Annotated in this window: 21 protein-coding genes and 1 riboswitch; of the genes, 4 read left to right on the top strand and 17 right to left on the bottom strand. The window is 71.4% G+C overall.

The genetic code is table 11. The annotated features are described in order from the left end of the window. Positions 1 to 33: 33 nt before the first annotated feature. The 5 genes from ACFPYL_RS07300 to ACFPYL_RS07280 all read right to left on the bottom strand — a co-directional run bounded on the left by ACFPYL_RS07300 (position 34) and on the right by ACFPYL_RS07280 (position 4,810). A complete protein-coding gene (locus ACFPYL_RS07300; protein WP_379152382.1) occupies positions 34 to 384 on the bottom strand; it encodes a DUF3017 domain-containing protein in 351 nt (116 codons plus the stop codon). Further along, positions 381 to 1,226, bottom strand: coding sequence for a bifunctional methylenetetrahydrofolate dehydrogenase/methenyltetrahydrofolate cyclohydrolase (locus ACFPYL_RS07295; RefSeq protein ID WP_379152379.1), 846 nt, complete (start codon positions 1,224 to 1,226; stop codon positions 381 to 383). The genes ACFPYL_RS07300 and ACFPYL_RS07295 overlap by 4 nt, the downstream gene beginning before the upstream one ends. A 23-nt stretch (positions 1,227 to 1,249) precedes the next feature. Next, on the bottom strand, positions 1,250 to 2,809 hold the full coding sequence (gene purH, locus ACFPYL_RS07290) for a bifunctional phosphoribosylaminoimidazolecarboxamide formyltransferase/IMP cyclohydrolase (protein ID WP_379152376.1): 1,560 nt from the start codon (positions 2,807 to 2,809) through the stop codon (positions 1,250 to 1,252). A gap of 22 nt (positions 2,810 to 2,831) precedes the next feature. After that, positions 2,832 to 2,909: riboswitch (ZMP/ZTP riboswitch) on the bottom strand. Then, entirely contained in the window at positions 2,906 to 3,535 is a 630-nt protein-coding gene (purN, locus tag ACFPYL_RS07285) for a phosphoribosylglycinamide formyltransferase (protein ID WP_379152373.1), read from the bottom strand. Its footprint overlaps the riboswitch before it by 4 nt. Before the next feature lie 9 nt (positions 3,536 to 3,544). Further along, on the bottom strand, positions 3,545 to 4,810 hold the full coding sequence (locus ACFPYL_RS07280) for a cell division protein PerM (protein WP_379152371.1): 1,266 nt from the start codon (positions 4,808 to 4,810) through the stop codon (positions 3,545 to 3,547). A 93-nt stretch (positions 4,811 to 4,903) separates the two neighbouring features. Here ACFPYL_RS07280 and ACFPYL_RS07275 point away from each other — a divergent pair, with 93 nt between their 5' ends. From ACFPYL_RS07275 to ACFPYL_RS07265, 3 genes are all read left to right on the top strand, one after another. After that, positions 4,904 to 6,769, top strand: a complete 1,866-nt coding sequence (locus ACFPYL_RS07275) for a hypothetical protein (protein ID WP_379152368.1) — start codon at positions 4,904 to 4,906, stop codon at positions 6,767 to 6,769. A gap of 106 nt (positions 6,770 to 6,875) precedes the next feature. Next, on the top strand, positions 6,876 to 7,370 hold the full coding sequence (locus tag ACFPYL_RS07270; RefSeq protein ID WP_379152365.1) for an RNA polymerase sigma factor: 495 nt from the start codon (positions 6,876 to 6,878) through the stop codon (positions 7,368 to 7,370). Then, the gene (locus ACFPYL_RS07265; protein WP_379152362.1) at positions 7,363 to 8,193 is read left to right on the top strand and encodes a hypothetical protein; all 831 of its coding nucleotides are present in this window, start codon (positions 7,363 to 7,365) and stop codon (positions 8,191 to 8,193) included. Before ACFPYL_RS07270 ends, ACFPYL_RS07265 begins: the two co-directional genes overlap by 8 nt. Positions 8,194 to 8,239: 46 nt before the next feature. On the opposite strand, the gene sucD is transcribed toward ACFPYL_RS07265, so the two are convergent. The 3 genes from sucD to ACFPYL_RS07250 form a co-directional block, all read right to left on the bottom strand. Continuing rightward, positions 8,240 to 9,133 carry a succinate--CoA ligase subunit alpha gene (gene sucD, locus ACFPYL_RS07260; protein ID WP_379152359.1) on the bottom strand — a complete coding sequence of 298 codons (894 nt, stop codon included), beginning with the start codon at positions 9,131 to 9,133 and terminating at the stop codon, positions 8,240 to 8,242. A gap of 14 nt (positions 9,134 to 9,147) precedes the next feature. Then, entirely contained in the window at positions 9,148 to 10,314 is a 1,167-nt protein-coding gene (gene sucC, locus ACFPYL_RS07255; protein WP_379152356.1) for an ADP-forming succinate--CoA ligase subunit beta, read from the bottom strand. 171 nt (positions 10,315 to 10,485) lie between these two features. Next, positions 10,486 to 10,911, bottom strand: coding sequence for a cobalamin B12-binding domain-containing protein (locus ACFPYL_RS07250; protein ID WP_379152353.1), 426 nt, complete (start codon positions 10,909 to 10,911; stop codon positions 10,486 to 10,488). A 238-nt stretch (positions 10,912 to 11,149) separates the two neighbouring features. On the opposite strand from ACFPYL_RS07250, the gene ACFPYL_RS07245 reads away from it, so the two are divergent. Beyond that, positions 11,150 to 12,190, top strand: a complete 1,041-nt coding sequence (locus ACFPYL_RS07245) for a M23 family metallopeptidase (protein WP_379152349.1) — start codon at positions 11,150 to 11,152, stop codon at positions 12,188 to 12,190. A 101-nt stretch (positions 12,191 to 12,291) separates the two neighbouring features. Here ACFPYL_RS07245 and pcrA read toward each other — a convergent pair whose 3' ends face one another. The 9 genes from pcrA to ACFPYL_RS07200 form a co-directional block, all read right to left on the bottom strand. Next, positions 12,292 to 14,703: a DNA helicase PcrA gene (gene pcrA, locus ACFPYL_RS07240; protein WP_379152346.1), complete on the bottom strand. Its 2,412-nt coding sequence runs from the start codon at positions 14,701 to 14,703 to the stop codon at positions 12,292 to 12,294. A gap of 56 nt (positions 14,704 to 14,759) precedes the next feature. Beyond that, positions 14,760 to 15,230: a hypothetical protein gene (locus ACFPYL_RS07235; RefSeq protein WP_379152343.1), complete on the bottom strand. Its 471-nt coding sequence runs from the start codon at positions 15,228 to 15,230 to the stop codon at positions 14,760 to 14,762. Positions 15,231 to 15,236: 6 nt separating this feature from the next. Then, positions 15,237 to 15,599, bottom strand: coding sequence for a response regulator (locus ACFPYL_RS07230; protein ID WP_056150815.1), 363 nt, complete (start codon positions 15,597 to 15,599; stop codon positions 15,237 to 15,239). A 52-nt stretch (positions 15,600 to 15,651) separates the two neighbouring features. Further along, complete coding sequence (locus ACFPYL_RS07225; protein WP_379152339.1) at positions 15,652 to 16,098, bottom strand: chemotaxis protein CheX; 447 nt, start codon at positions 16,096 to 16,098, stop codon at positions 15,652 to 15,654. Position 16,099: 1 nt separating this feature from the next. Next, a complete protein-coding gene (locus ACFPYL_RS07220) occupies positions 16,100 to 16,453 on the bottom strand; it encodes a response regulator (RefSeq protein ID WP_379152335.1) in 354 nt (117 codons plus the stop codon). 20 nt (positions 16,454 to 16,473) lie between these two features. Next, a complete protein-coding gene (locus tag ACFPYL_RS07215; protein ID WP_379152332.1) occupies positions 16,474 to 17,310 on the bottom strand; it encodes a CheR family methyltransferase in 837 nt (278 codons plus the stop codon). Further along, a complete protein-coding gene (locus tag ACFPYL_RS07210) occupies positions 17,307 to 18,410 on the bottom strand; it encodes a protein-glutamate methylesterase/protein-glutamine glutaminase (RefSeq protein WP_379152329.1) in 1,104 nt (367 codons plus the stop codon). The genes ACFPYL_RS07215 and ACFPYL_RS07210 overlap by 4 nt, the downstream gene beginning before the upstream one ends. Before the next feature lie 120 nt (positions 18,411 to 18,530). Continuing rightward, entirely contained in the window at positions 18,531 to 19,415 is an 885-nt protein-coding gene (locus ACFPYL_RS07205) for a hypothetical protein (protein WP_379152326.1), read from the bottom strand. A gap of 84 nt (positions 19,416 to 19,499) precedes the next feature. After that, entirely contained in the window at positions 19,500 to 21,131 is a 1,632-nt protein-coding gene (locus tag ACFPYL_RS07200) for a methyl-accepting chemotaxis protein (RefSeq protein ID WP_379152323.1), read from the bottom strand. Positions 21,132 to 21,152: the final 21 nt, after the last annotated feature.

Below are 21,152 nucleotides of genomic sequence, written 5' to 3'. Positions count from 1 at the left end.
GCCTCGAGGTGAAAACCAGCGCCGGGTCGGCATCTACAGGCCCGGTTGGTCGGGGATCGAGACGGCCAGCAGGATCAGCGCGACCCCGGTGGCGACGAGCAGGAAGCAGTCCCACCAGCGCTTGCGCACGGCGAGCATGCCGGCGTCCTTGGCCGGCAGCACGGCCCGGACCAGCGCGGCGAAGAGCAGCGCGCCGCCGAACCAGCGCACCCCGAGCCGCCAGTCGCCCGAGGTGACGATGCCCAGCGAGATCGCGACGACCGCGAGCACGCCGAGGTAGAACGCGCCGCCGATCGTCGACGGGTAGCGCCGGGCGCCGTCCTCGACCTCGTCCCCCTCGGCCGAGGCCCGTGGCTCCTCCTGCGGTGGCTCGAGCTCGCTCACGACACCTGACGTTCGGCAGCGGTCACGATGTTGGACAGCAGCATCGCCCGGGTCATCGGGCCGACCCCGCCGGGGTTGGGCGAGACCCACCCGGCGACGTCCCACACGTCGTCCGCGACGTCGCCGGCGATCTTGCCGTCGACCCGCGAGACGCCCACGTCGAGCACGGCAGCCCCGGGCTTGACCATGTCGCCGCTGATGATGCCGGGGACCCCGGCGGCGGCGACGATGACGTCCGCCGTACGCGTGTGGGCGGCCAGGTCGCGGGTGCCGGTGTGGCACAGCGTGACCGTGGAGTTCTCCGACCGGCGGGTGAGCAGCAGGCCGAGCGGGCGGCCGACGGTGAGGCCACGGCCGACGACGACCACCTCGGCGCCGTTCAGCTCGACGTCGTGGCGGCGCAGCAGCTCGATGCAGCCGATCGGCGTGCACGGGAGCGGGCCGGCCTCGCCGAGCACCAGCTTGCCGAGGTTGGTCGGGTGCAGGCCGTCGACGTCCTTGTCGGGGTCGACGCGCGAGAGCAGCCGGAACTCGTCGAGCCCGGTCGGCTGCTGCACCAGGAACCCGGTGCAGCCCGGGTCGGCGTTGAGACGGTCGATCTCCGCCTCGACCTCGGCCTGGGTGGCGGTCGCCGGCAGGTCCACCCGGATCGACTCGATGCCGATCTCGGCGCAGTCCTTGTGCTTGGCGCCGACGTACCAGTGCGAGCCCGGGTCGTCGCCGACCAGGACGGTGCCGAGGCCGGGCACGACGCCCTGCTCGCGGAGCTTGGCCACGCGTTCTGTCAGCTCGACCTTGATCGCCTTGAGCGTGGCGGAGCCGTCCAGCTTCTGTGCAGTCACGGGGTCATCCTGCCGTTCGATGATCAGTGGAAGAAGTGCCGGGTGCCGGTGAAGTACATCGTCACCCCGGCCGCGTTGCACGCGTCGATGGTGAGCTGGTCGCGCACCGAGCCGCCCGGCTGGACGATCGCGGTGACGCCGGCGTCGATGAGGATCTGCGGGCCGTCCTCGAACGGGAAGAACGCGTCGGACGCGGCGGCCGAGCCGACCGACCGCTCCCCCGCGCGCTCGACGGCGAGCTTGCAGGAGTCGACGCGGTTGACCTGGCCCATGCCGACGCCGACGGACGCGCCGTCCTTGGCGAGCAGGATCGCGTTGGACTTCACCGAGCGGCAGGCCTGCCAGGCGAACGCCAGGTCGGCGAGCACCTCGGGCGAGGCGGCCGAGCCGGTCGCGAGCGTCCAGGTCGACGGGTCGTCGCCCTCGGCATCGACGTGGTCGACGCGCTGCATAAGCATCCCTCCGCTGATCGGGCGGAACTCGACCGGGTCGGGGTGCGCGTCGACGGGGCACACCAGGATCCGGATGTTCTTCTTGCCCTGGAGGACCTCGACCGCGCCCTCGTCGTACGCCGGCGCGACGATCACCTCCGTGAACACCTCGGCCACCTGACGCGCCATCTCGACCGAGACCGGTCGGTTCACGGCGATCACGCCGCCGAAGGCGGACACCGGGTCGCACTCGTGGGCGCGACGGTGCGCGTCGGCGACGTCGGCCCCGACCGCGATGCCGCACGGGTTGGCGTGCTTGATGATCGCGACCGCGGGGTCGTCGAAGTCGTTGGCCGCCCGGCGGGCGGCATCGGTGTCCACGTAGTTGTTGTAGGACATCTCCTTGCCGTGCAGCTGCTCGGCTGCGGCCAGGCCGCCCCGCCAGTGTCGGTAGAGCGCGGCCGGCTGGTGCGGGTTCTCGCCGTAACGCAGCACCGCGGCCTTCTCCCAGGTCGCGCCGGTCCAGGCCGGGAACCCGGTCCCGTCGGAGGTGTCGGTGAGGACGTTGCCCATCCAGGACGCCACGGCGACGTCGTACGACGCGGTGTGCACGAACGCCTCGGCGGCGAGCCGCTTGCGCTGCTCGAGGGTGAAGCCGCCGTCGGCCAGCGCGGCGACCACGTCGGCGTACCGGTCCGGGGAGGTGACGATCGCGACCGACGGGTGGTTCTTGGCGGCCGCGCGGACCATCGACGGGCCGCCGATGTCGATCTGCTCGACGCACTCGTCGGGCGTCGCACCGGAGGCGACGGTCTGCACGAAGGGGTAGAGGTTGGAGACCACGAGGTCGAAGGGCTCGACACCGAGCTCCGCCAGCTGCTCGACGTGGGAGTCGAGGCGGCGGTCGGCGAGGATCCCGGCGTGCACGCGCGGGTGCAGCGTCTTGACGCGCCCGTCGAGGCACTCGGGGAAGCCGGTCAGGTCCTCGACCTTGGTGACCGGCAGGTCCAGCCCGGCGATCAGCGCCGCCGAGCCACCGGTGGAGACGAGCTCGACGCCGGCGTCGTGGAGCGCCCGGACGAGGTCCTCGAGCCCGGACTTGTCGTAGACGGAGACCAGTGCGCGCTTGATCGGGATCCGGTGGTCAGACATGGGGACACTCCTGCTCGGCGTGGGGAAGCACCCAGGCGGTCGATGCTCCCGGCGTCACTCCCTGGTGGTGGTCCCACCTTCGCCAGTCGTGTGGCGTCAGTCTAGAGGGCCGAGGCCGCCCATCCGGACCCGGCGCCCCTCGACCACGAAGCCGTCGCGGGCCATCCGGCCGACCGACGCGACGAGCATCGTCCGCTCGGCTCCCTTGATCCGCTCGTGCAGCGTCTCGACGGTGTCGTCGTCGGCGACCGGGACGGTCGCCTGGGCGATGATCGGGCCGGTGTCGACGCCCGGGTCGACCACGAAGAGCGTCGCACCGGTGACCTTCACGCCGTACGCCAGCGCCTCGGCGGGCCCGTGCATCCCGGGGAACGACGGGGACAGGGCGGGGTGGGTGTTGACCACCTTGCCGCCGTACAGGCCGAGGAACGTGGTGCCCACGAGCTTCATGAAGCCGGCGAGCACGACGATGTCGGGGTCGTACGCCGCGACGGCGCCGGCGAGCGCGGCGTCCCACTCCTCGCGGCTCTCGAAGTCCTTGAGCTTCACGGCGAAGGTCGGGATGCCGGCGCGCTCGGCGCGCGCCAGGCCCTCGATGCCCTCACGGTCGGCGCCGACGGCGACCACGCGGGCGCCGTACGCCGGGTCGGTGGAGGCGTCGATCAGCGCCTGGAGGTTGGTGCCGGCACCCGACACGAGGACGACGACGGCAGCGGGCTCGGGCACGCGAGGAGTCTAGGGTGCGTGGCGGGCGGCGCGGCGCTGCCACCAGGTCATGGCCAGGCCACCGACGACGCCGCCGAGACCGAATGCCGTCACCGCGTGCACGAGCACGTCCATCGCGTCCGGGCCGACCGACTGCATCCGGCCGGGTCCCGCGGCACCGCCGGCGACGGCGGCCAGGATCCCGAGCAGGATGCCGGCGGTCACGCCACCGACGCAGCCGCGCAGGGCGCCCTCCTCCCACCGGAGGGTGGGCGTGCGGCGCTGGGCGCGGGCAGCCGCCACGGCCGCGACGACCGGGGGCACGGCGACCAGGTAGGTCGCCCACGCCGGCGTGGCGCCGTTGTCGGGCAGCGCCGCCAGCAGCGGGAACATCGGGACCGGGCCCAGCGACACCAGGGTCGGAGAGACCACCGTGCCCGTGCCGACCAGGAAGCCGGGGCCGAGCAGGTAGCTGCTGGTGAAGATCGAGGCGTTGGGGACGAGCATCGCGGTCAGGAGCGTGTAGACGGTCGCGTCGCCGGCACCCAGGTGGAGGCGGGACATCACGCTGGCCGCCGTACCGAAGTCGACCGCGAGGGCGACCAGGAAGACCGCGGTCGAGACGACCAGGAACGCGCCGAGGATCCGCAGGCCGCCGGCGAGCGCGGCGCGCATCCAGGGCGGTACGACGGTCGCCCAGATCGCGAGCCGCCCGGAGCCGGTCGCGACGCCGGCCCAGCCGAAGGCCGCGGAGATCAGGAAGGACCAGCCGACGACCCGCGCGAGCGACGGTGCGGTCTCGGGGGTGGAGGCCACCACGCCTGTGACGATCGCCACGAGGAGGTAGCCGACGGTGAACATCGAGGCGGCGATCGGGACCGTCCAGTCCCGCTCCCCGTCGGCGATCCGGTCGGCGTCGGGGCCGTGGCCCGAGATCGCGTCGCCGACCCGGTGCCCGACCCGCCAGCAGGACCACGCGCAGAGGGCCGTGATCCCGAGCGGGACCAGGGTGACGGCGACCCCGTCGACGCTGAGTCCGGAGCCGTGGGCCAGCAGCCAACCGAGCGCCCCCACGCGAAGCCCCCCGCGTGGGGTTCCGTGTGCACCCGCGTCGGCGAGGAACCAGCCCACGACCCCGACCGCCAGACAGATCAGGAGCGTCGCACCCGCCGCGACCACGCCGCCGAGGAGGGCGACGGGCACCAGCGGCGACCGGTGCCGCGCGTCAGAGGCGCCTCGGCCGCGCGCGACCGAGGCCGGTCCGGTCGAGAGCGATCCGGGGAGCAGCGACGTCATGGTGTCGCCATCATCGCCCGCCGCGGGCGCCGGATCCGGGTGCACACGCCGAATCGGCACGGATCGGGGCGTCCGGCTACCGTGGACGGCGCCATGACCGAGCCCGACGAGTTCGACCAGTTCTACAAGGACGTCCGCACCCGCCTCCTGCTGCTGACGTACTGCCTCACTGGCGACCTCCCGTCCTCGCGGGCAGCGGTGCGCGACGCCTTCGTCGTCGCCTGGCACCACTGGCGCAAGGTCTCGCGGGTCGAGGACCCGGAGGCCTGGGTGCGCGAGCACGCCTGCCGGCACGCCGTACGCCGGCACACGGCGAAGCTGTGGCACCGCGAGAAGAACCTCGACCCCGACGTCAAGGCGACCCTGGACGCCCTCGGCCGGCTGTCGATGACCCAGCGCCGCGTGCTGCTGGTGACCGAGCTGACCAGCAGCTCGCTGACCGCGATGGCGCGCGAGGTCGGGCTCCCCCGCACCGAGGCGGAGCGCGAGCTCCAGACCGCGACGTCGACCTTCTCCCTGCACCGCGAGGTGCCCTCGACCGAGGTGCGCTCGGTGCTGGAGGCGGTCCGCAGCCACGTCGAGACCAACCGCTGGCCGCGGCCCACGATCCTGCGCCGCGCCGGCGCGACCCGCCGGCGTACCCACACCGTGATCGGGGTCGTGGCGACGGCGGCGGCCCTGGTGGTCGCGGGGACGCTGGTGACCGACGCCGACGGCGTCCGACCCACGCTCGCCGGCGAGCGGGTCGAGCCGACCCACGCACCGGAGCCGGGGTCGACGGTCGTCGACCTGCCCGAGGAGACGATGCTCGGGGCCGACAGCGCCAGCCGACTCGTGTCGACCAAGGGCGGCTGGACGGTCGCGACCACCGACGACAACTCCGCGGGCGACGGCAAGGCGGTGGCCTGCCAGCAGACGCGGTACGCCGCACCGCGCAACCGGCCGGACGCCGCGGTGTTCCGCACCTTCGCCCCGCAGCAGGGTCAGCAGGCAGGCAAGCAGCAGGGCAAGAAGCCCGCTCCCACGCTCGCCCAGACCGCCGAGGCGGCGCACACCGAACGGGCGGCCGAGCGCAGCTTCGACGCGGCCGTCGGCTGGTTCGCGGCCTGCCGGGACAACCGGGCGCAGCTGGTCGAGACCTACGAGCTCTCCGGCGTCGGCGACGAGGCGATGCTCTTCACGCTCAACACGCGCACTGACCCGGACTCCGACATCGTGGCCGCGGTGGCCCGCACCGGCAGCTACACGACCACGACCGTCAGCACCAGCGCGGCCGGCGACGGCCCCCGTCCGGCCGCCGTGGCCAAGCTGCTCGGCACCGGCGTCAACCAGCTCTGCGAGCTGCCCGAGGGCGGAGCCTGCACGACCGACCCGAAGCCGACCGTCACCGCGCCGGTCCCGGTCGCCCAGGTCCCGGGGATGCTCGACGAGGTCGACCTGCCACCCGCCGCCGGCGTCGACCGGCCGTGGGTGGGCACCGAGCCGCGGAAGGCGATGACCAACCCGGCGGCGACGCACTGCGACGGCACGGACTTCGACTCCGGCGGGATCAGCAACAACGTGACCCGGACGTTCCTGGTGCCGGAGGCCAAGCTGCCCGACGAGTTCGGGCTGACCGAGACGGTCGGCACGCTCCCGGCCGGCAAGGCGAAGGCGTTCGTCGGCGACGTGCGCGACAAGCTCGGCCGCTGCTCGAAGAAGCAGATCGGCACCCGGGTGACCCGCCTCCGCACCACCCAGAAGGGCGACACCGAGCTCACCGTGTGGCGGGTGAGCACGGAGGTCACCGACGACAGGACGATGAACTTCCTGATGGGCATCGTCCGCGACGGCACCGCCGTCGCCCAGGTCGGCTTCGTGCCGGTCAAGGGCGTCACGATCGACCAGGACGCGTTCGTCGCACTCACCCAGCGCGCGCTCGACCGGCTGTCGGAGATGCCGCCCCCGAAGTCCGGCTGAGCGCCTCCGGAACTTTTCTCGTCCCGCATGCAACCGTGGGTCCCGCTCGGGCGTATCCCCCACGATCAGCAACCGTTGCTGACCTGACGAGACGGGACCAGAGTCGATGGACGAACGCGAGTTCGACGACTTCTACGCCGCGTCGTTCCAGCGGATCACCGGCCAGGTCTACGCCATGATCGGCAACCGCGACGAGGCGCAGGAGTGCGTGCAGGAGGCGTTCGTCCGCGCCTGGGCGCACCGAAGAAGGCTCGAGAAGGCCGAGCACCCGGAAGCGTGGGTGCGCACGACGGCGTACCGCCTGGCCGTCAGCCGCTGGCGGCGCACCGTGCGCGGCCGCCGGCCGGTCGACCGGGCCGTCGGCCCGGCGTTCGAGAGCGCGGCGCCCAGCGAGGCACACGTCGCCCTGGTCGCGGCCCTCAAGCAGCTCCCCGAGGCACAGCGGCAGGCGCTGGTGCTCCACCACATCGCCGACCTGCCCGTGCACGACGTCGCCCGCGAGGTCGGCGTACCCGAAGGAACCATCAAGGCCCGGCTCAGCCGGGGCCGCGCCGCGCTGGCCGCACTGCTCGCCGACGAGGAAGGACTCAGCCATGCCTGACCCCATCGACGAGCTCGAGAACTTCACCGACCCAGGACTGACCATGAACCCGCTCCCCGCCTCCGAGGTACGCCGTCGCGGCACCCGGATGCGTCGCCGCAACAACGCGCTCGCCGCCATCGGCGGGGTCGCCGCGGTGGCGATCATCGCGACACCGATCGCGATGGCCGCGTCGAACAACACGACCGGCAGCAGCCGCGACCCCGGTGTCGCCCACAGCGCGTCCCCCACGACCCACGAGGTCACCTGGGTGACGTCGGTGCCCGACGACTTCGCGCTCGGTGACGGGATGGGCACGACCGACGATCCCGCCCATGTCGGCAAGGAGCGCGGCGAGGTCGTGTTCTCGTCGATCGCGATCTGTGGCAGCGACGTCTGGACGCCGGAGCAGCCGGAGACGACCGACGTCCTCGGCGCCGTCTGGAGCGACCTCGCCGAGGGCGGCGAGCAGCGCACCCTCGCCCTCTACCCGACCGAGGGCGCAGCGACCGACGCCCTGGCCGCCATGCGCCAGGCCGTCGTCGACTGCCCGGACCAGTCGACCGGTGGCGGCGACTACATCCAGCCGGTCAAGCTGCGCGCCACCTCGGGCGACGACGCCCTGGCCTACATGGACCAGTACGGCGACTCCGCAGGGCCGACCGGTGAGGGCAACGCCTACGTCGTGACCCGGGTCGGCAACGCGCTGCTGCTGGACAAGACCTACTTCGGCAGCGCTGGCTCCGTCGAGGTCGGCCAGCAGACGGTGCAGCTCCTGCAGAACCGCGCGCACGGGGTCGAGAAGCTGATGTGCGTCTTCTCCGCCGACGCCTGCGGGAAATGACGACGACCCGCCCGGGACTCCCGGGCGGGTCGACGTAGGCGGTGGGTCAGAGGCCCTGCAGGACCTCGCGCATGAGGGCGGCGGTCTCGGACGGCGTCTTGCCGACCTTCACGCCGACGGCCTCGAGGGCCTCCTTCTTCGCCTGAGCGGTGCCCGAGGAGCCGGAGACGATGGCGCCGGCGTGGCCCATGGTCTTGCCCTCGGGGGCCGTGAAGCCCGCGACGTAGCCGACGACCGGCTTCGTCACGTTGTCCTTGATGTACGCCGCGGCCCGCTCCTCGGCGTCGCCGCCGATCTCGCCGATCATCACGATCGCCTTGGTGTCGGGGTCGGCCTCGAAGGCGGCCAGGGCGTCGATGTGGGTGGTGCCGATGATCGGGTCACCACCGATGCCGATGGCGGTCGAGAAGCCGAAGTCCTTCAGCTCGTACATCATCTGGTAGGTCAGCGTGCCCGACTTCGACACGAGACCGATCGGGCCGGTGCCCGCGATGGTGTGGGGCGTGATGCCGGCCAGGGACTCGCCCGGGGTGATGATGCCGGGGCAGTTCGGGCCGATCATCCGGGTGCCGGAGTGGTTCTTGTCCGACTGGAGGTAGGACCAGACCTCGGCGGTGTCCTGGACCGGCACGCCCTCGGTGATGACCACGAGCAGGCCGATGCCGGCGTCGATGGCCTCGATGCAGGCGTCCTTGGTGAAGGCCGGGGGCACGAAGACGACCGAGACGTCGGCGCCGGTCTCCTTCATCGCCTCCTCCACCGAGCCGAAGACCGGCTGGGTGGTGCCGGCGAGCTCGACGGTGGTGCCGGCCTTGCGAGCGTTCACGCCACCGACGATGTTGCTGCCGGACTCGATCATCAGGGTGGTGTGCTTGGAGCCCATGCCGCCCGTGATGCCCTGGACGATGATCTTGGAGTCCTTGTTGAGGTAGATAGACATCTGTTTCTTCGTCCTTACGCGTTCGCGAGCTCGGCGGCCTTGTCGGCCGCGCCGTCCATGGTGTCGACCTGCGTGACCAGCGGGTGGTTCAGCTCGTCGAGGATCGCGCGGCCCTTGTCGACGTTGTTGCCGTCGAGGCGTACGACGAGCGGCTTGGTCGCCGCGTCGCCGAGGATCTCGAGCGCACCCTTGATGCCGTTGGCGACCTCGTCGCACGCCGTGATGCCACCGAAGACGTTCACGAAGACGCTCTTGACCTGCGGGTCGTTGAGGATCACGTCGAGGCCGTCGGCCATCACCTGGGCGTTGGCGCCGCCACCGATGTCGAGGAAGTTGGCGGGCTTGACGTTGCCGTGCGCCTCGCCGGCGTACGCGACCACGTCGAGCGTCGACATGACCAGGCCCGCGCCGTTGCCGATGATGCCGACCTGGCCGTCGAGCTTGACGTAGTTGAGGCCCTTGTCCTTGGCCTTCGCCTCGAGCGGGTCCGTCTCGTCCTTGATCTCGAACGCCTCGTGGTCGTGGTGACGCACCTCGGAGGCGTTGTCGTCGAGCGACACCTTGCCGTCGAGGGCCTCCAGCTTGTCGCCGGCCAGCCGCGCGAGCGGGTTGACCTCGACGAGCGTGGCGTCCTCCTCGACGAAGACCTTGTAGAGCGCCTCGATCATCTCGACGGCCTGCTCGAAGACGGGCTCGGGGAACTTCGCCTCGGTCGCGATCTCGCGGGCCTTGGTGGCGTCGACGCCGGTGCCCGGGTCGATGGCGATCTGCTTGACCGCGTCGGGGTTGGTCTTCGCGACCTCCTCGATCTCGACACCACCCTCGACGGAGGCGATGCAGAGGTACTGGCGGTTGGCGCGGTCCAGCAGGAAGGAGAAGTAGTACTCCTCCTCGGGCGGCGTCGCCGGCGTGACGAGCACGCGGTTGACGGTCAGGCCCTTGATCTCCATGCCGAGGATGTTCGACGCGTGCTCGAAGGCCTCGTCGGCCGTCTTGGCGAGCTTCACGCCGCCGGCCTTGCCGCGACCGCCGGCCTTGACCTGGGCCTTGATGACGGTCACGCCACCGAGCTGCTCGGCAGCCGCCTTGGCCGCGTCCGCGGTCTCGACGACGGCGCCGAGGGTCGTTGCCACACCGTGCTTGGCGAAGAGCTCCTTCGCCTGGAATTCCATCAGATCCACAGATCCACCAAGTCTCTAGTTCTCGGAGCGGGCAGGGCGCTGCCCCGTCGAGGAGCAGAGCGCCCGCCACGTACTCAAGGGTGTCTCTCGCACCCTAGACCCGTCCCTCGGCGTACGACGAGGCCGGGCAGACGTGACGTGGGGCACGGACGGCAGGGGTTTGGACCGCGCTCAGCCGGAGGCTTCCGCGAAGTGCTCGGCCACCCAGCCGCTGATCTCGCCGGTGGTCGCGCCCGGGGTGAAGACCTTGGCGACCCCGAGGTCCTCGAGCACCGGGATGTCCTCCTCCGGGATGATCCCGCCACCGAAGACGACGATGTCGGAGGCGTCCCGCTCGGCGAGCAGCTCGAGCAGGCGCCGGAAGAGGGTCATGTGCGCGCCGGAGAGCACGGAGAGCCCGATCAGGTCGGCGTCCTCCTGGATCGCGGTCTCGACGATCTGCTCCGGGGTCTGGTGGAGACCGGTATAGACCACCTCGTGGCCGGCGTCGCGCAGCGCGCGGGCGACGATCTTGGCGCCGCGGTCGTGCCCGTCGAGCCCCGGCTTGCCCACGACGATGCGGATCCGACGTACCGCTGCACCCGGTGAGGAGGTCATGCCCGCGAGGCTAGCCCAGGCGTGAGCCGCACCACGTCGCGGCGTCGAAGGTAAAAAGTCGACACGCAGGGTGTGGAGCGTGACCGAACGGCCGATGTCAGTTCTGGGCGAAGTCATGAGAAGGTCGTCCTCGACGATTTTCGTCCACAAGTTCTCGGCGTTGGTTACCCGGCTCCGTGATCAATCCGTTACAGTCGCACCTCGCCGTCTGAACCCCGAGCAGCGGAGAAGCAAACGTATGGGCAACCACCGAGCGGTACGTCGCGGCCCCGGCCGCCGTCCCTCGGACCTCCCGACCCCGGTCGCGGGTAAGCGTCGCGCAGAGAAGCCCGGCCGCAGGTCCGCCCAGTCCCCCGCCGTCCGCACCGCCCCCGTCCTCCGCGAGGACGAGGAGACGCAGGTGCTCCCGGTCACGGTCTACCCGCCGCGCGAGCTCGCGGAGCGCCCGACCGTCTACCAGACGTCGCGCATCGGCGGCGTCCGCGCGACCCACACGCCGCGCACCGAGCCCTCCAGGCCCGGCGCGCGCCGCAGCTCCTCGCGCGCTCCCCTCTTCCGCGGCCTCCCCGGCGCTCCGGTCCTGCTGGGCCTGGCGGCACTAGCGATCTCGGCCGGTGGCGCGGTGACCGCAGCCGGCGGGCTCCATGGCGAGGAGAGCCCCCGGTTCAGCCAGGCGAGCGCTCTCAGCGGCGCGAGCCAGATCGGCAAGGTCAGCCTCCTCAACCGCTCCACCGTGAGCCGCGACTCCCGTCGCGACGCCCTCGCGGACGCGGCCGACGACAAGCTCCAGGACGAGGCCGAGGCGCAGAACCGCGAGCGCAACGCCGCCCTCGTCAAGCTCGCCGAGCAGGCCCAGAACCAGGCGGACAAGCTCCGCCTGAACCAGTGGCAGCTGCCGGTCTCCGGCTACCACCTCACCGCCCGCTTCGGCGACTACAGCGGACTGTGGTCGCACTTCCACACGGGTCTGGACTTCGCGGCGCCCAGCGGCACCGAGATCCACGCGGTCGCCAACGGCGTCGTCACCTCCGTCGGTTACGACGGGGCCTACGGCAACAAGACCGTCGTCACCCTCGATGACGGCACCGAGCTCTGGTACTGCCACCAGACGTCGTACGTCGTCAACGTCGGCGACACCGTCACCGGCGGCCAGCTGATCGGCTACGTCGGCTCCACCGGCAACGTGACCGGCCCGCACCTGCACCTCGAGGTGCGTCCCGGCGGCGGCGACCCCGTCGACCCGTACGCCGCGCTGGTCGTGCACGGGCTTCAGCCCTGACCTGACGTCGAGTCCGGACTCTCGGTCACTCCGTTCCGGAGTCCTGGTCAGTTGACGCGACCAGAACCCCGGATTCGACTGACCAGAAGTCCCGATTCGGGCTAGAGCTTCTCCACGGGGGCGTAGCGGAGCAGCAGTCGCTTGACGCCCTCGGAGCCGAAGTCGATGGAGGCGACGGCCTTCTCGGCGACGCCCTCCAGCGCGACGACGGTGCCCATGCCGAACGAGTCGTGCAGGACCCGGTCACCGGGCTCGAGGCTCGGGATCTCGCGGGCCGGCTTGGCGCGGGCGGCGGCGTCGGCGCGTACGGCGGCGGCCGAGAAGTTGCGGCGGCCGGCGACCGTCGGGGCGCCGAGGCGCTGGCCGGCGGAGCCGCTGAGGTCGGGCCGGCCCCACTGGGCCTGGGCCGCCTCGGTGCGGCGCCAGTCGACCAGGTCGACCGGCAGCTCGTCGAGGAACCGCGAGCCGGGGTTGTGCGACGGGGCGCCCCAGGCGGAGCGGACCACCGCTCGTGAGATGTAGAGGCGCGCGCGGGCGCGGGTGACCCCGACGTACGCGAGCCGGCGCTCCTCCTCGAGCTCGGGCTGGTCGCCGAGCGCGCGGGCGTGCGGGAAGACGCCGTCCTCGAGGCCGGTGAGGAAGACGACCGGGAACTCCAGGCCCTTGGCGGTGTGCAGCGTCATCAGGGTGACCACGCCCTGGTCGTCGGGGTCGTCGTCGGGAATCTGGTCGGTGTCGGCGACGAGCGCGACCCGCTCCAGGAAGTCGGCCAGCCCGGGCGCCACGATGCCGGCCTCGACGTCGGTCGGGTCCGCCGACGGGCCGGCGAGCGGGTCCTCGGCGAACTCCCGGGCGACGGCGACCAGCTCGGCGAGGTTCTCCAGCCGGGTCTCGTCCTGCGGGTCGTCGCTCTCCTCGAGCGAGGTCAGGTAGCCGGAGCGGGCCAGCACGCTCTCGAGCACGACGTCGGCGCGCTCCCCCGCGTCGACCATCGACTGGAGCTCCTGGACCATCGCCACGAACGCCTGGATCGCGCTCAGCGAGCGCGTGGCCAGGCCGGGCGCGTCCTCGGCGCGCTGCAGTGCCTCCCAGAAGATGATCCGGTCGCGGTCGGCGAGCGCCTGCACGCAGGCGACGGCCCGGTCGCCGATGCCGCGCTTGGGGGTGTTCAGGATCCGGCGCAACGAGACCTGGTCGGCCGGGTTGACCAGCATCCGCAGGTAGGCCAGGGCGTCGCGCACCTCGCGGCGCTCGTAGAAGCGCACCCCGCCGACGACCTTGTAGGGCTGGCCGGTGCGGATGAACACCTCCTCGAACACCCGGGACTGGGCGTTGGTGCGGTAGAAGATCGCGACGTCGCCGGGCCGGGCGGCCTTCTCGTCGACCAGGGTGTCGATCTCCTCGGAGACGAAGCGGGCCTCGTCTCGCTCGTCGTCGGCGACGTACCCGACGATGCGGTCGCCGTCGCCGGCCTCGGACCACAGCCGCTTCTCCTTGCGGCCCTTGTTGTGGCCGATGACGGCGTTCGCGGCGTTGAGGATCGTCTGCGTGGAGCGGTAGTTCTGCTCCAGCAGGATCGATGTCGCGTTGGGGAAGTCCTGCTCGAAGTCGAGGATGTTGCGGATGTTGGCGCCGCGGAAGGCGTAGATCGACTGGTCGGCGTCGCCGACGACCATCAGCTCCGCCGGCTCGACCCGCTCCTCGGTGCTGTCGAGGTCTTCAGGGTTGTCTGCGCAGAGCTGGTGGATGAGCGCGTACTGCGCGTGGTTGGTGTCCTGGTACTCGTCGACCAGCACGTGGCGGAAGCGGCGCCGGTAGGTCTCGCGCACCTCGGGGAACGTCTGGAGGAGGTGGACCGTCGCCATGATCAGGTCGTCGAAGTCGAGCGCGTTCGCCTCACGCAGGCGGCGCTGGTAGGTCGTGTACGCCGCGGCGTACGTCTCCTCGAGGTTGTTGCGGGCGTCCTTGGTGGCGTCCTCGGGGTCGCGCAGCTCGTTCTTCTGGTTGGAGACCCAGTGCAGCAGCGCGCCGGGCTGGTAGCGGCGCGGGTCGAGGTCGAGGTCGTTGCAGACCAGGGTCATCAGGCGCTTCTGGTCGGCCGCGTCGTAGATCGAGAAGTTCGACTTGTAGCCGAGCTTGTCGGACTCCTTGCGCAGGATCCGCACGCAGGCGGAGTGGAACGTCGACACCCACATGATCCGGGCGCGCTTGCCGACCAGGTCCTCGACCCGCTCCTTCATCTCGGCGGCGGCCTTGTTGGTGAAGGTGATCGCGAGGATCGAGCCCGGGTGCGCGCGCCGCTCCGAGATCAGCCAGGCGATCCGTCGGGTCAGCACCCGCGTCTTGCCCGAGCCGGCGCCCGCGACCACGAGCAGGGGCGCGCCCTCGTGCATCACGGCGGCGCGCTGCGGCTCGTTCAGTCCCTCGAGGAGCGCGTCACGGCTCGGGCCGCGGCGAGGCGGATCGGAGGGCGCGACGGACTCGAGGCCGGGAAGCGGGATCGACGTACTCATCTCGCCCCAGCCTACGGGCGGCCACCGTCAGTGGCCGCCCCCAGGTCGGACGACTCTCAGACGGAGACGACGAGGCTGAGCGTGCCCTTGCCGTAGCCGGTGATCTCGAGGTCCACGTCCTCGCGCGCGGCGAGCTGCGACGCGACCGAGAGCAGGTGCGAGGGCACCGGCGACGACGGCGCGTACGCCTCGGAGAGCCTCAGGTGGGTGCCCATGGCGTCACCGAACGGCGCGGCGAGGACGTTGCAGATCTCGTAGGCGTTGTCGAAGAGGTTGTCCGGCAGCAGCCGGTCCTCCTCGGCCGCCTCCGCGGCACCCCGGGGCACGAGCGCGAGCGCCGCGCCGGAGCGGGCGGCGAGGCCGAAGCTCATCACCGCGACCGCTCGCAGGCGCTGCGCGTCGTCGACGTACGACGCGATCACGGGCTTGGGGATGCCGATGTCCACCGGCCGCCCCTCCGTGATGTCGACGTCGCGGCCGAGCAGTCCCTCGAAGAGGTCCTTGATGTCCTTGCGGTCGGGAAGCATGGCAGGTCAGCCCAGCATTCCGGACAGCTCGGACTCGAAGTGCTCGGCCGTGAACGGCTTCGCGATCAGGAACATCGCGCCGGCCGCCTTGGCGGTCTCACGCATGTCCTCCGACCCCTCCGAGGTCACGAAGCCGAACGGGATCGCGTTGCCCGTGCCGCGCAGGGCGCGGAGCAGCTCGATGCCCGTCTTGTTCGGCATGTTCCAGTCCGAGAGGACCAGGTCGGGCGCCTCGGCGGCGACCTTGTCCAGGGCCTCGGCGCCGTCCACGGCCTCCACGAAGTCGTGGTGCCCGAATCCGGCCTGTCGCATGGTCCGCAGCACGATCTGACGCATGACCTTGCTGTCGTCGGCGATGAGGATCTTCATGATCTTTCCTTCTTGCTCGCTACTACTTGCTGTTCCTGGCCGCGGCCGGCGCTCAGGCCGCGTCCGGGAGGATCTGGACGTAGACCGGAGCGTCGCCCCACGACACGACGAACGACTCGTCGCGCCCCGGCGCCTCGCTGGTCTCGGTGACGCCGGGCAGGCCGAGCGCCCAGGTGCCCACCAGGGCGCCCTTGACGCTGCCGCCGACGACGTTGAGGACCTCGCCCACCGCGTCGTGGATGTCCGGCTCCGGCAGCTCCTCGTCCGGCCCCAGGCCGAGCATGGCGCCGGCGATCTGGGTCGCGACGTCGCTGTCACAGGTGAGGACGAGGCGACCGTTCCAGTCGCCGCGCAGCTCGATCTGCGCCTGGACGCCGGTGCCGAAGTCGGCCGCCCGGTCGGACGGCCACGGCTCGGCGGACGCGAAGAGCATGGAGCCCCACACCTGCTCGATGGCAGCGAGGACGAGCGCCTCGTCGGGCGCGCTTGAGATGGTCATGTCAGACCCCCGTCGAAGTCGGGAGGAGCCCGAGCAGGTCGAGCTTCTCCAGCATGGCCTCACCAGTGAACGGCTTGATGAGGTACTCGTGGGCGCCGGCCGCCAGCGCTCGTACGATCTGGTCCATCTCGCTCTCGGTGGTGACCATCATCAGCGTGATGGAGCGCCACTCGGACCGCCTGCGGACCTCGGTGATGAACGTGAAGCCGTCCATCACCGGCATGTTCCAGTCGACACAGGCCAGCTCGGGCGGGCCGTCGAGGCCCTCCAGCACGCCCAGTGCCTCCTGGCCGTCGCCGGCCTCGAGCACCTCGAAACCGGCGCCCTCGAGGATGCGGCCGACGATCCGGCGCATCGCTCGAGAATCGTCGACAATCAACGCACGCATGTGCTCTGTTCCTCTCTGATCCGATACACCGAAGACCGACCTGCAGGCACCCGTTCCCAGGCGTCGTCGACGCCCATGGTCATCTCGGCCGCCCCCAGGAAGAGGTGGCCGTCGGGCGCCATCACCTGGCGCACGCGCTTGAGCACGTCGCGCTTGGTGGGCAGGTCGAAGTAGATGAGCACGTTGCGGAGGAACACGATGTCGAACCGACCCATCGGCGGGAAGGGCCGGGTCAGGTTCAGGCTGCGGAACTCCACACGGTCCCTGATCGACTGGTTGATCCGCCAGTTGAGGCCGGAGCGCTCGAAATGCCGGACCAACGTCGTCGCCGGCAGGCCACGGTTGACCTCCAGCTGCGAGTACTCGCCCTTGCGCGAGCGGTTGAGCATCTCCTCCGACAGGTCGGTGGCGACGAGCTCGATCTTCCAACCGGCCAGCTCGGGGGTGTCCAGGGCGGTCATGATGATGCTGTACGGCTCCTGGCCGCTCGAGCACGCACCCGCCCAGATCCGCAGCGTGCGGTTGGACCGCGTCTTCGCCAACGCCGGGAAGACGTTCTGGCGCAGCGCCGTGAAGGGGTCGGCGTCGCGGAACCACGACGTCTCGTTCGTGGTCAACGCCTCGACGACCTGCTTCATCGCCGCGGGGGTACGGCGCTTGGACAGGTCGGCGACGTACGCGTCGACATCTGGATGGCCTGCCGCGCGAGCCAACGGCACCAGCCGTGACTCGACGAGGTACTCCTTGCCCGTCTCGAGCACGATCGCGCTTTCGGCACGGACGAGCTCACGGACGAAGGTGAAGGCCTGGGGACTGATGGTCACCGTGCACCTCCTGCTACTGCATTGACTGGACTGTTGACGTGGCCGAGACGGCGGGTGATCTCTGCGGGGAGCTCGGCGAGGGGCAGCACCCGCTCGGCGAGGCCGGCGTTCGTGACCGCGCCGGGCATCCCCCACACGACGGAGGTGTGCTGGTCCTGGGCGAGCACGGCGCCCCCGCGGTCGACGATGTTGCGCGACCCCTTGGCACCGTCCGCGCCCATACCGGTCAGGACGACGCCGAGCACCGAGCCACCGACGGCCGCGGCGGCGCTGCGGAACAGCACGTCGACGGCCGGGCGGCAGTAGTTCTCCGGCGGGTCCTGGGTCAGGCGGGTGACGAGGCCACGCTTGTCGGAGACGACCTCGAGGTGGAACTCGCCCGGGGCGATGCAGACCGTGCCCGGTCGCAGCACCTGGCCGTGGACGGCCTCGGTGACCTCGACGTCGAGCTGCCGGTTGAGCCGGGCGGCGAACTGCGTGGTGAAGAGCGGCGGCATGTGCTGGACGACCGCGATCGGCACCGGCAGCGGCGGCAGCGCGGACAGCAGCGTGCTCAAGGCCTCCGGGCCGCCGGTCGAGGCGCCGATGACGAGCAGCCGGTGGCCGCCCGACGGACGCGGGGCCGGGGAGCGCAGGACGACCGGGGCCGGGCGCACCGGCGCCACGGTGCCCGTCGTGCTGACGACACCGGGCCGGTGCACGAGCGACTTGATCCGCGGGATCAGCGCCTCGCGGACCTGCTCCATCGAGCGGCCGACGCTGCCGACGTTCGCGGGCTTCGGGACGTAGTCCGAGGCGCCCGCGGCGAGCGCGTCGAGGGTGGCCTCGGCGCCGCGCTCGGTCAGCGTGCTGAACATGATGACCGGGATCCGGCTGCCGGACTGACGCAGGCTGCGGACGGTCTCGATGCCGTTGAGCTCGGGCATCTCGACGTCCATGGTGACGAGGTCGGGCTTCAGGAGCGCGATCTTCTGAAGGCCCGCGCGACCGTTGACGGCCGTGCCGACCACCTCGATGTCGGGGTCCTCCGCCAGCAGGTCGGACACCAGCTTGCGGATGACGACGGAGTCGTCGACCACGAGTACCCGGATCCGGGCCATGCTCTGCACCTCACCTCTGCAACCTCTGCACCAGCCGCAGCGGCAGGCAAGAGATCACATCGGCCGTCCCTCGGACGACCTGAGCAGGGTGTGGTGAGAAAGGCTCCGGAGATCCGGTGGTCAGGACCGGTCGTGGACCAGGCGCCAGGGACGCAGCAGGATGTCGGCGTCCTCGGCAGCGAGGAGGTCGCTGACGGCGCCGGCCTGGACGACGCCCGACCAGGCGTTCCAGACGCCGTACGCCGCGTCGCGGGCCTCGAAGTCCGCGCGCTCGAAGGCGATGACGGCGGCCAGCTGGGCGTCGCACGCGAGGCGGAGCCGGTCGGCGAGCGAGAGGGCCCAGGTGGCCTGGTGCATCGCGGGCGCCCATTGGGCGGTGTGGACGCGGAGGTCGTCGACGACCCGGCGCCACGCCTCGCGCACCTCGGCGTCGGCACCGGCGAAGGTGACCAGACGAGCGTCGACGTCGGGGAGCCCGACCGTGACGTCGTCGTGGTCGCGGGCCAGCCCGGCGCGCACGTAGGGGCCGGCCATCGCCCGGCGCAGGTCGTCCGGGAGCTGGTCGCGGAGGTAGGCGCTCGCGGCAGCGTCGACGAGCACGTCGGCGGCCAGCGAGGCGACCGGGTCCTGGACGGCGACGGAGCCGCTGTCGAGCCAGGTCCAGTCGAGGAGGTCGCGTCGGAGCAGGCGCTCGAGCGCGCGCACGTCGCCGAGCAGGCTGGTCTCCAGGCGGCGGAGCAGCGCGGTCTCCCCCGCTGCGCCCTCCTCGACGGCCGCGCCGGCGAGCGCCAGCGCGTCGGTCATCGTGGGGGTGTCCGTGGCGGCCGCCGAGGCGCGTCGCCACTCCTCCCGGTCACCGGGACCGGGGTGGCACGCGGCCAGCTGCTCCAGGTCGTCGGGCCCGGCGGCGAGCGCCGCCCGCAGCACCCCGGCGACCTGGTGCCCGCCGGGGAGGCGAGCCAGGTCGAAGCCGAGGGCCGGCCCGCCGATCACGGAGTACGCCATGGCGCGATCGTAGCCCTCGGTCCGGTCGCACGGTCAGGGTCTTGCAGGAGCCTTGCTCAGGCCTTGAAACTCAGGCCTCGAAACTCAGGCCTTGAAGAAGGCGACGGCGGAGCGCAGCTCGGCCGCCATCCGGGCCATCTCGTCGATGGCCGAGCGGGACTGCGACAGCGCCTGCGTGGTCGCCTGCGCCGCACCCGAGACACCCGAGATGTTCGCGGCGATCTCGCCCGAACCACTCGAGGCCTCCGCCACGTTGCGCGACATCTCGTTCGTCGTCGCGGTCTGCTCCTCCACCGCCGAGGCGATGGTCAGCTGGTAGTCGTTGATCGAGGTGATGATCGTGGAGATCTCACCGATCGCCTCGACCGCACCCGTGGTGTCGCCCTGGATCGCCTCGACCCGACGCGCGATGTCCTCAGTGGCCCGCGCGGTCTCCTGCGCCAGCTCCTTGACCTCGTTCGCGACGACCGCGAACCCCTTGCCGGCCTCACCAGCACGCGCGGCCTCGATCGTCGCGTTCAGCGCCAGCAGGTTCGTCTGCTCCGCGATCGAGGTGATCACCTTGACCACGTTGCCGATCTCCTGGGATGACGTACCCAGCTTCGCCACCGTCTCGTTCGTGCGCTCCACGATGCTCACCGCCTCGTTGGCAACACGAGCAGCGTCGTTGGCAGAGGAGGCGATCTCACGGATCGAGGCACCCATCTCGTCAGCACCCGCAGCCACGGTCTGCACGTTGCGCGACACCTCGTCCGCAGCACCCGCCACGACATCGGCCTGCACCGAGGTCTCCTCAGCACCCGCAGCGATCTGCTGCGACGACGCCGACAGCTCCTCCGACGCAGCAGCCACCGCGTCGGCCGAGCCGACGACGGAGCCGATGAGCGCACGCAGCTGCTCGGTCGCCTCGTCCAGCGCGGCACCCATGGTGCCCACGTCGTCGGACGAGTCGAGGTCGGCGCGACGCGTGAGGTCGCCCTCGGCGAGTGCCCGCGCGACGTCCCCGACCCGCGCCACCCGCCGGGCGGTCGCCTGGGCGACGAGCCAGCCGAGCAGGACGGACAGGAAGATCCCGACGGCCAGCAGGACGATCGTGATCAGCCGGTTGCGGGCGTAGGTGTGGTGCGCGTCCGCCGCGGATGCTGCGGCGTCGGCGGCCTCGGCGGCCGTCAGGGCGTCCAGCTGCCGCTGCATCGTCTCGACGTACGGCTGTGCCTGGAGCTCGTTGGCGTTCCACCAGAACGCGAGGTCGTCGATCTCCGTCAGCGGCCGCAGCACCTTCCGCTCGGCCGCGACGTAGCCCTTGACCGCCTTCTGCAGCTCGGCGAGCTGAGCGCGGCGGGCGTCGTCGAGCGGGAGGTCGTCGTACGCCGCGACCGCGTCGTCGAACTGCGCCTCGTCCTGGGAGAGCCGGATGTCAGCGCCCTTCTTGAGGCTGGGCAGCGGGCCGAGCGCCGCGTTGCGGACCTCGATGCGCATGCCCGCGATGGCGGTCCCGATGTCCTCGACGGCGCTGACGCCCTCGACGTTCTGGGAGTAGAGCTTGTCCGCGCGGGTGGCGGCGTCCGCCTGGGCCCAGATGGAGAGGGTGCCGACCGCGACCGCCACGGCGGCGGAGAGGCCGACGGCGGTGAGGATCTTGGGGCGGACGTTGGTGTCACGGAACCAGCGGACCAGCGCGTGGCCAGAGGCCCGAGAGCCGACGAACTCAGTCACAGTTGTGTCTTCCTAGCTACC

The sequence above is a fragment of the Nocardioides hankookensis genome (assembly GCF_042658885.1).
GTDB lineage: Bacteria > Actinomycetota > Actinomycetes > Propionibacteriales > Nocardioidaceae > Nocardioides > Nocardioides hankookensis.
Note: the sequence above shows the minus strand (reverse complement) of the source record. Positions and strands in the feature narration are given on the sequence as shown.

Excerpts from the sequence above, each read along its gene's own strand:
- ACFPYL_RS07220 (WP_379152335.1), bottom strand. The coding sequence starts at position 16,453 with ATGCGCCGGATCGTCGGCCGCATCCTCGAGGGCGCCGGTTTCGAGGTG.
- ACFPYL_RS07230 (WP_056150815.1), bottom strand. The coding sequence starts at position 15,599 with ATGAAGATCCTCATCGCCGACGACAGCAAGGTCATGCGTCAGATCGTG.
- ACFPYL_RS07245 (WP_379152349.1), top strand. The coding sequence starts at position 11,150 with ATGGGCAACCACCGAGCGGTACGTCGCGGCCCCGGCCGCCGTCCCTCG.
- ACFPYL_RS07270 (WP_379152365.1), top strand. The coding sequence starts at position 6,876 with ATGGACGAACGCGAGTTCGACGACTTCTACGCCGCGTCGTTCCAGCGG.
- sucD (WP_379152359.1), bottom strand. The coding sequence starts at position 9,133 with ATGTCTATCTACCTCAACAAGGACTCCAAGATCATCGTCCAGGGCATC.
- ACFPYL_RS07235 (WP_379152343.1), bottom strand. The coding sequence starts at position 15,230 with ATGCTTCCCGACCGCAAGGACATCAAGGACCTCTTCGAGGGACTGCTC.
- purH (WP_379152376.1), bottom strand. The coding sequence starts at position 2,809 with ATGTCTGACCACCGGATCCCGATCAAGCGCGCACTGGTCTCCGTCTAC.
- pcrA (WP_379152346.1), bottom strand. The coding sequence starts at position 14,703 with ATGAGTACGTCGATCCCGCTTCCCGGCCTCGAGTCCGTCGCGCCCTCC.
- ACFPYL_RS07250 (WP_379152353.1), bottom strand. The coding sequence starts at position 10,911 with ATGACCTCCTCACCGGGTGCAGCGGTACGTCGGATCCGCATCGTCGTG.
- ACFPYL_RS07280 (WP_379152371.1), bottom strand. The coding sequence starts at position 4,810 with ATGACGTCGCTGCTCCCCGGATCGCTCTCGACCGGACCGGCCTCGGTC.
- ACFPYL_RS07275 (WP_379152368.1), top strand. The coding sequence starts at position 4,904 with ATGACCGAGCCCGACGAGTTCGACCAGTTCTACAAGGACGTCCGCACC.
- ACFPYL_RS07210 (WP_379152329.1), bottom strand. The coding sequence starts at position 18,410 with ATGGCCCGGATCCGGGTACTCGTGGTCGACGACTCCGTCGTCATCCGC.
- ACFPYL_RS07205 (WP_379152326.1), bottom strand. The coding sequence starts at position 19,415 with ATGGCGTACTCCGTGATCGGCGGGCCGGCCCTCGGCTTCGACCTGGCT.
- ACFPYL_RS07265 (WP_379152362.1), top strand. The coding sequence starts at position 7,363 with ATGCCTGACCCCATCGACGAGCTCGAGAACTTCACCGACCCAGGACTG.
- ACFPYL_RS07225 (WP_379152339.1), bottom strand. The coding sequence starts at position 16,098 with ATGACCATCTCAAGCGCGCCCGACGAGGCGCTCGTCCTCGCTGCCATC.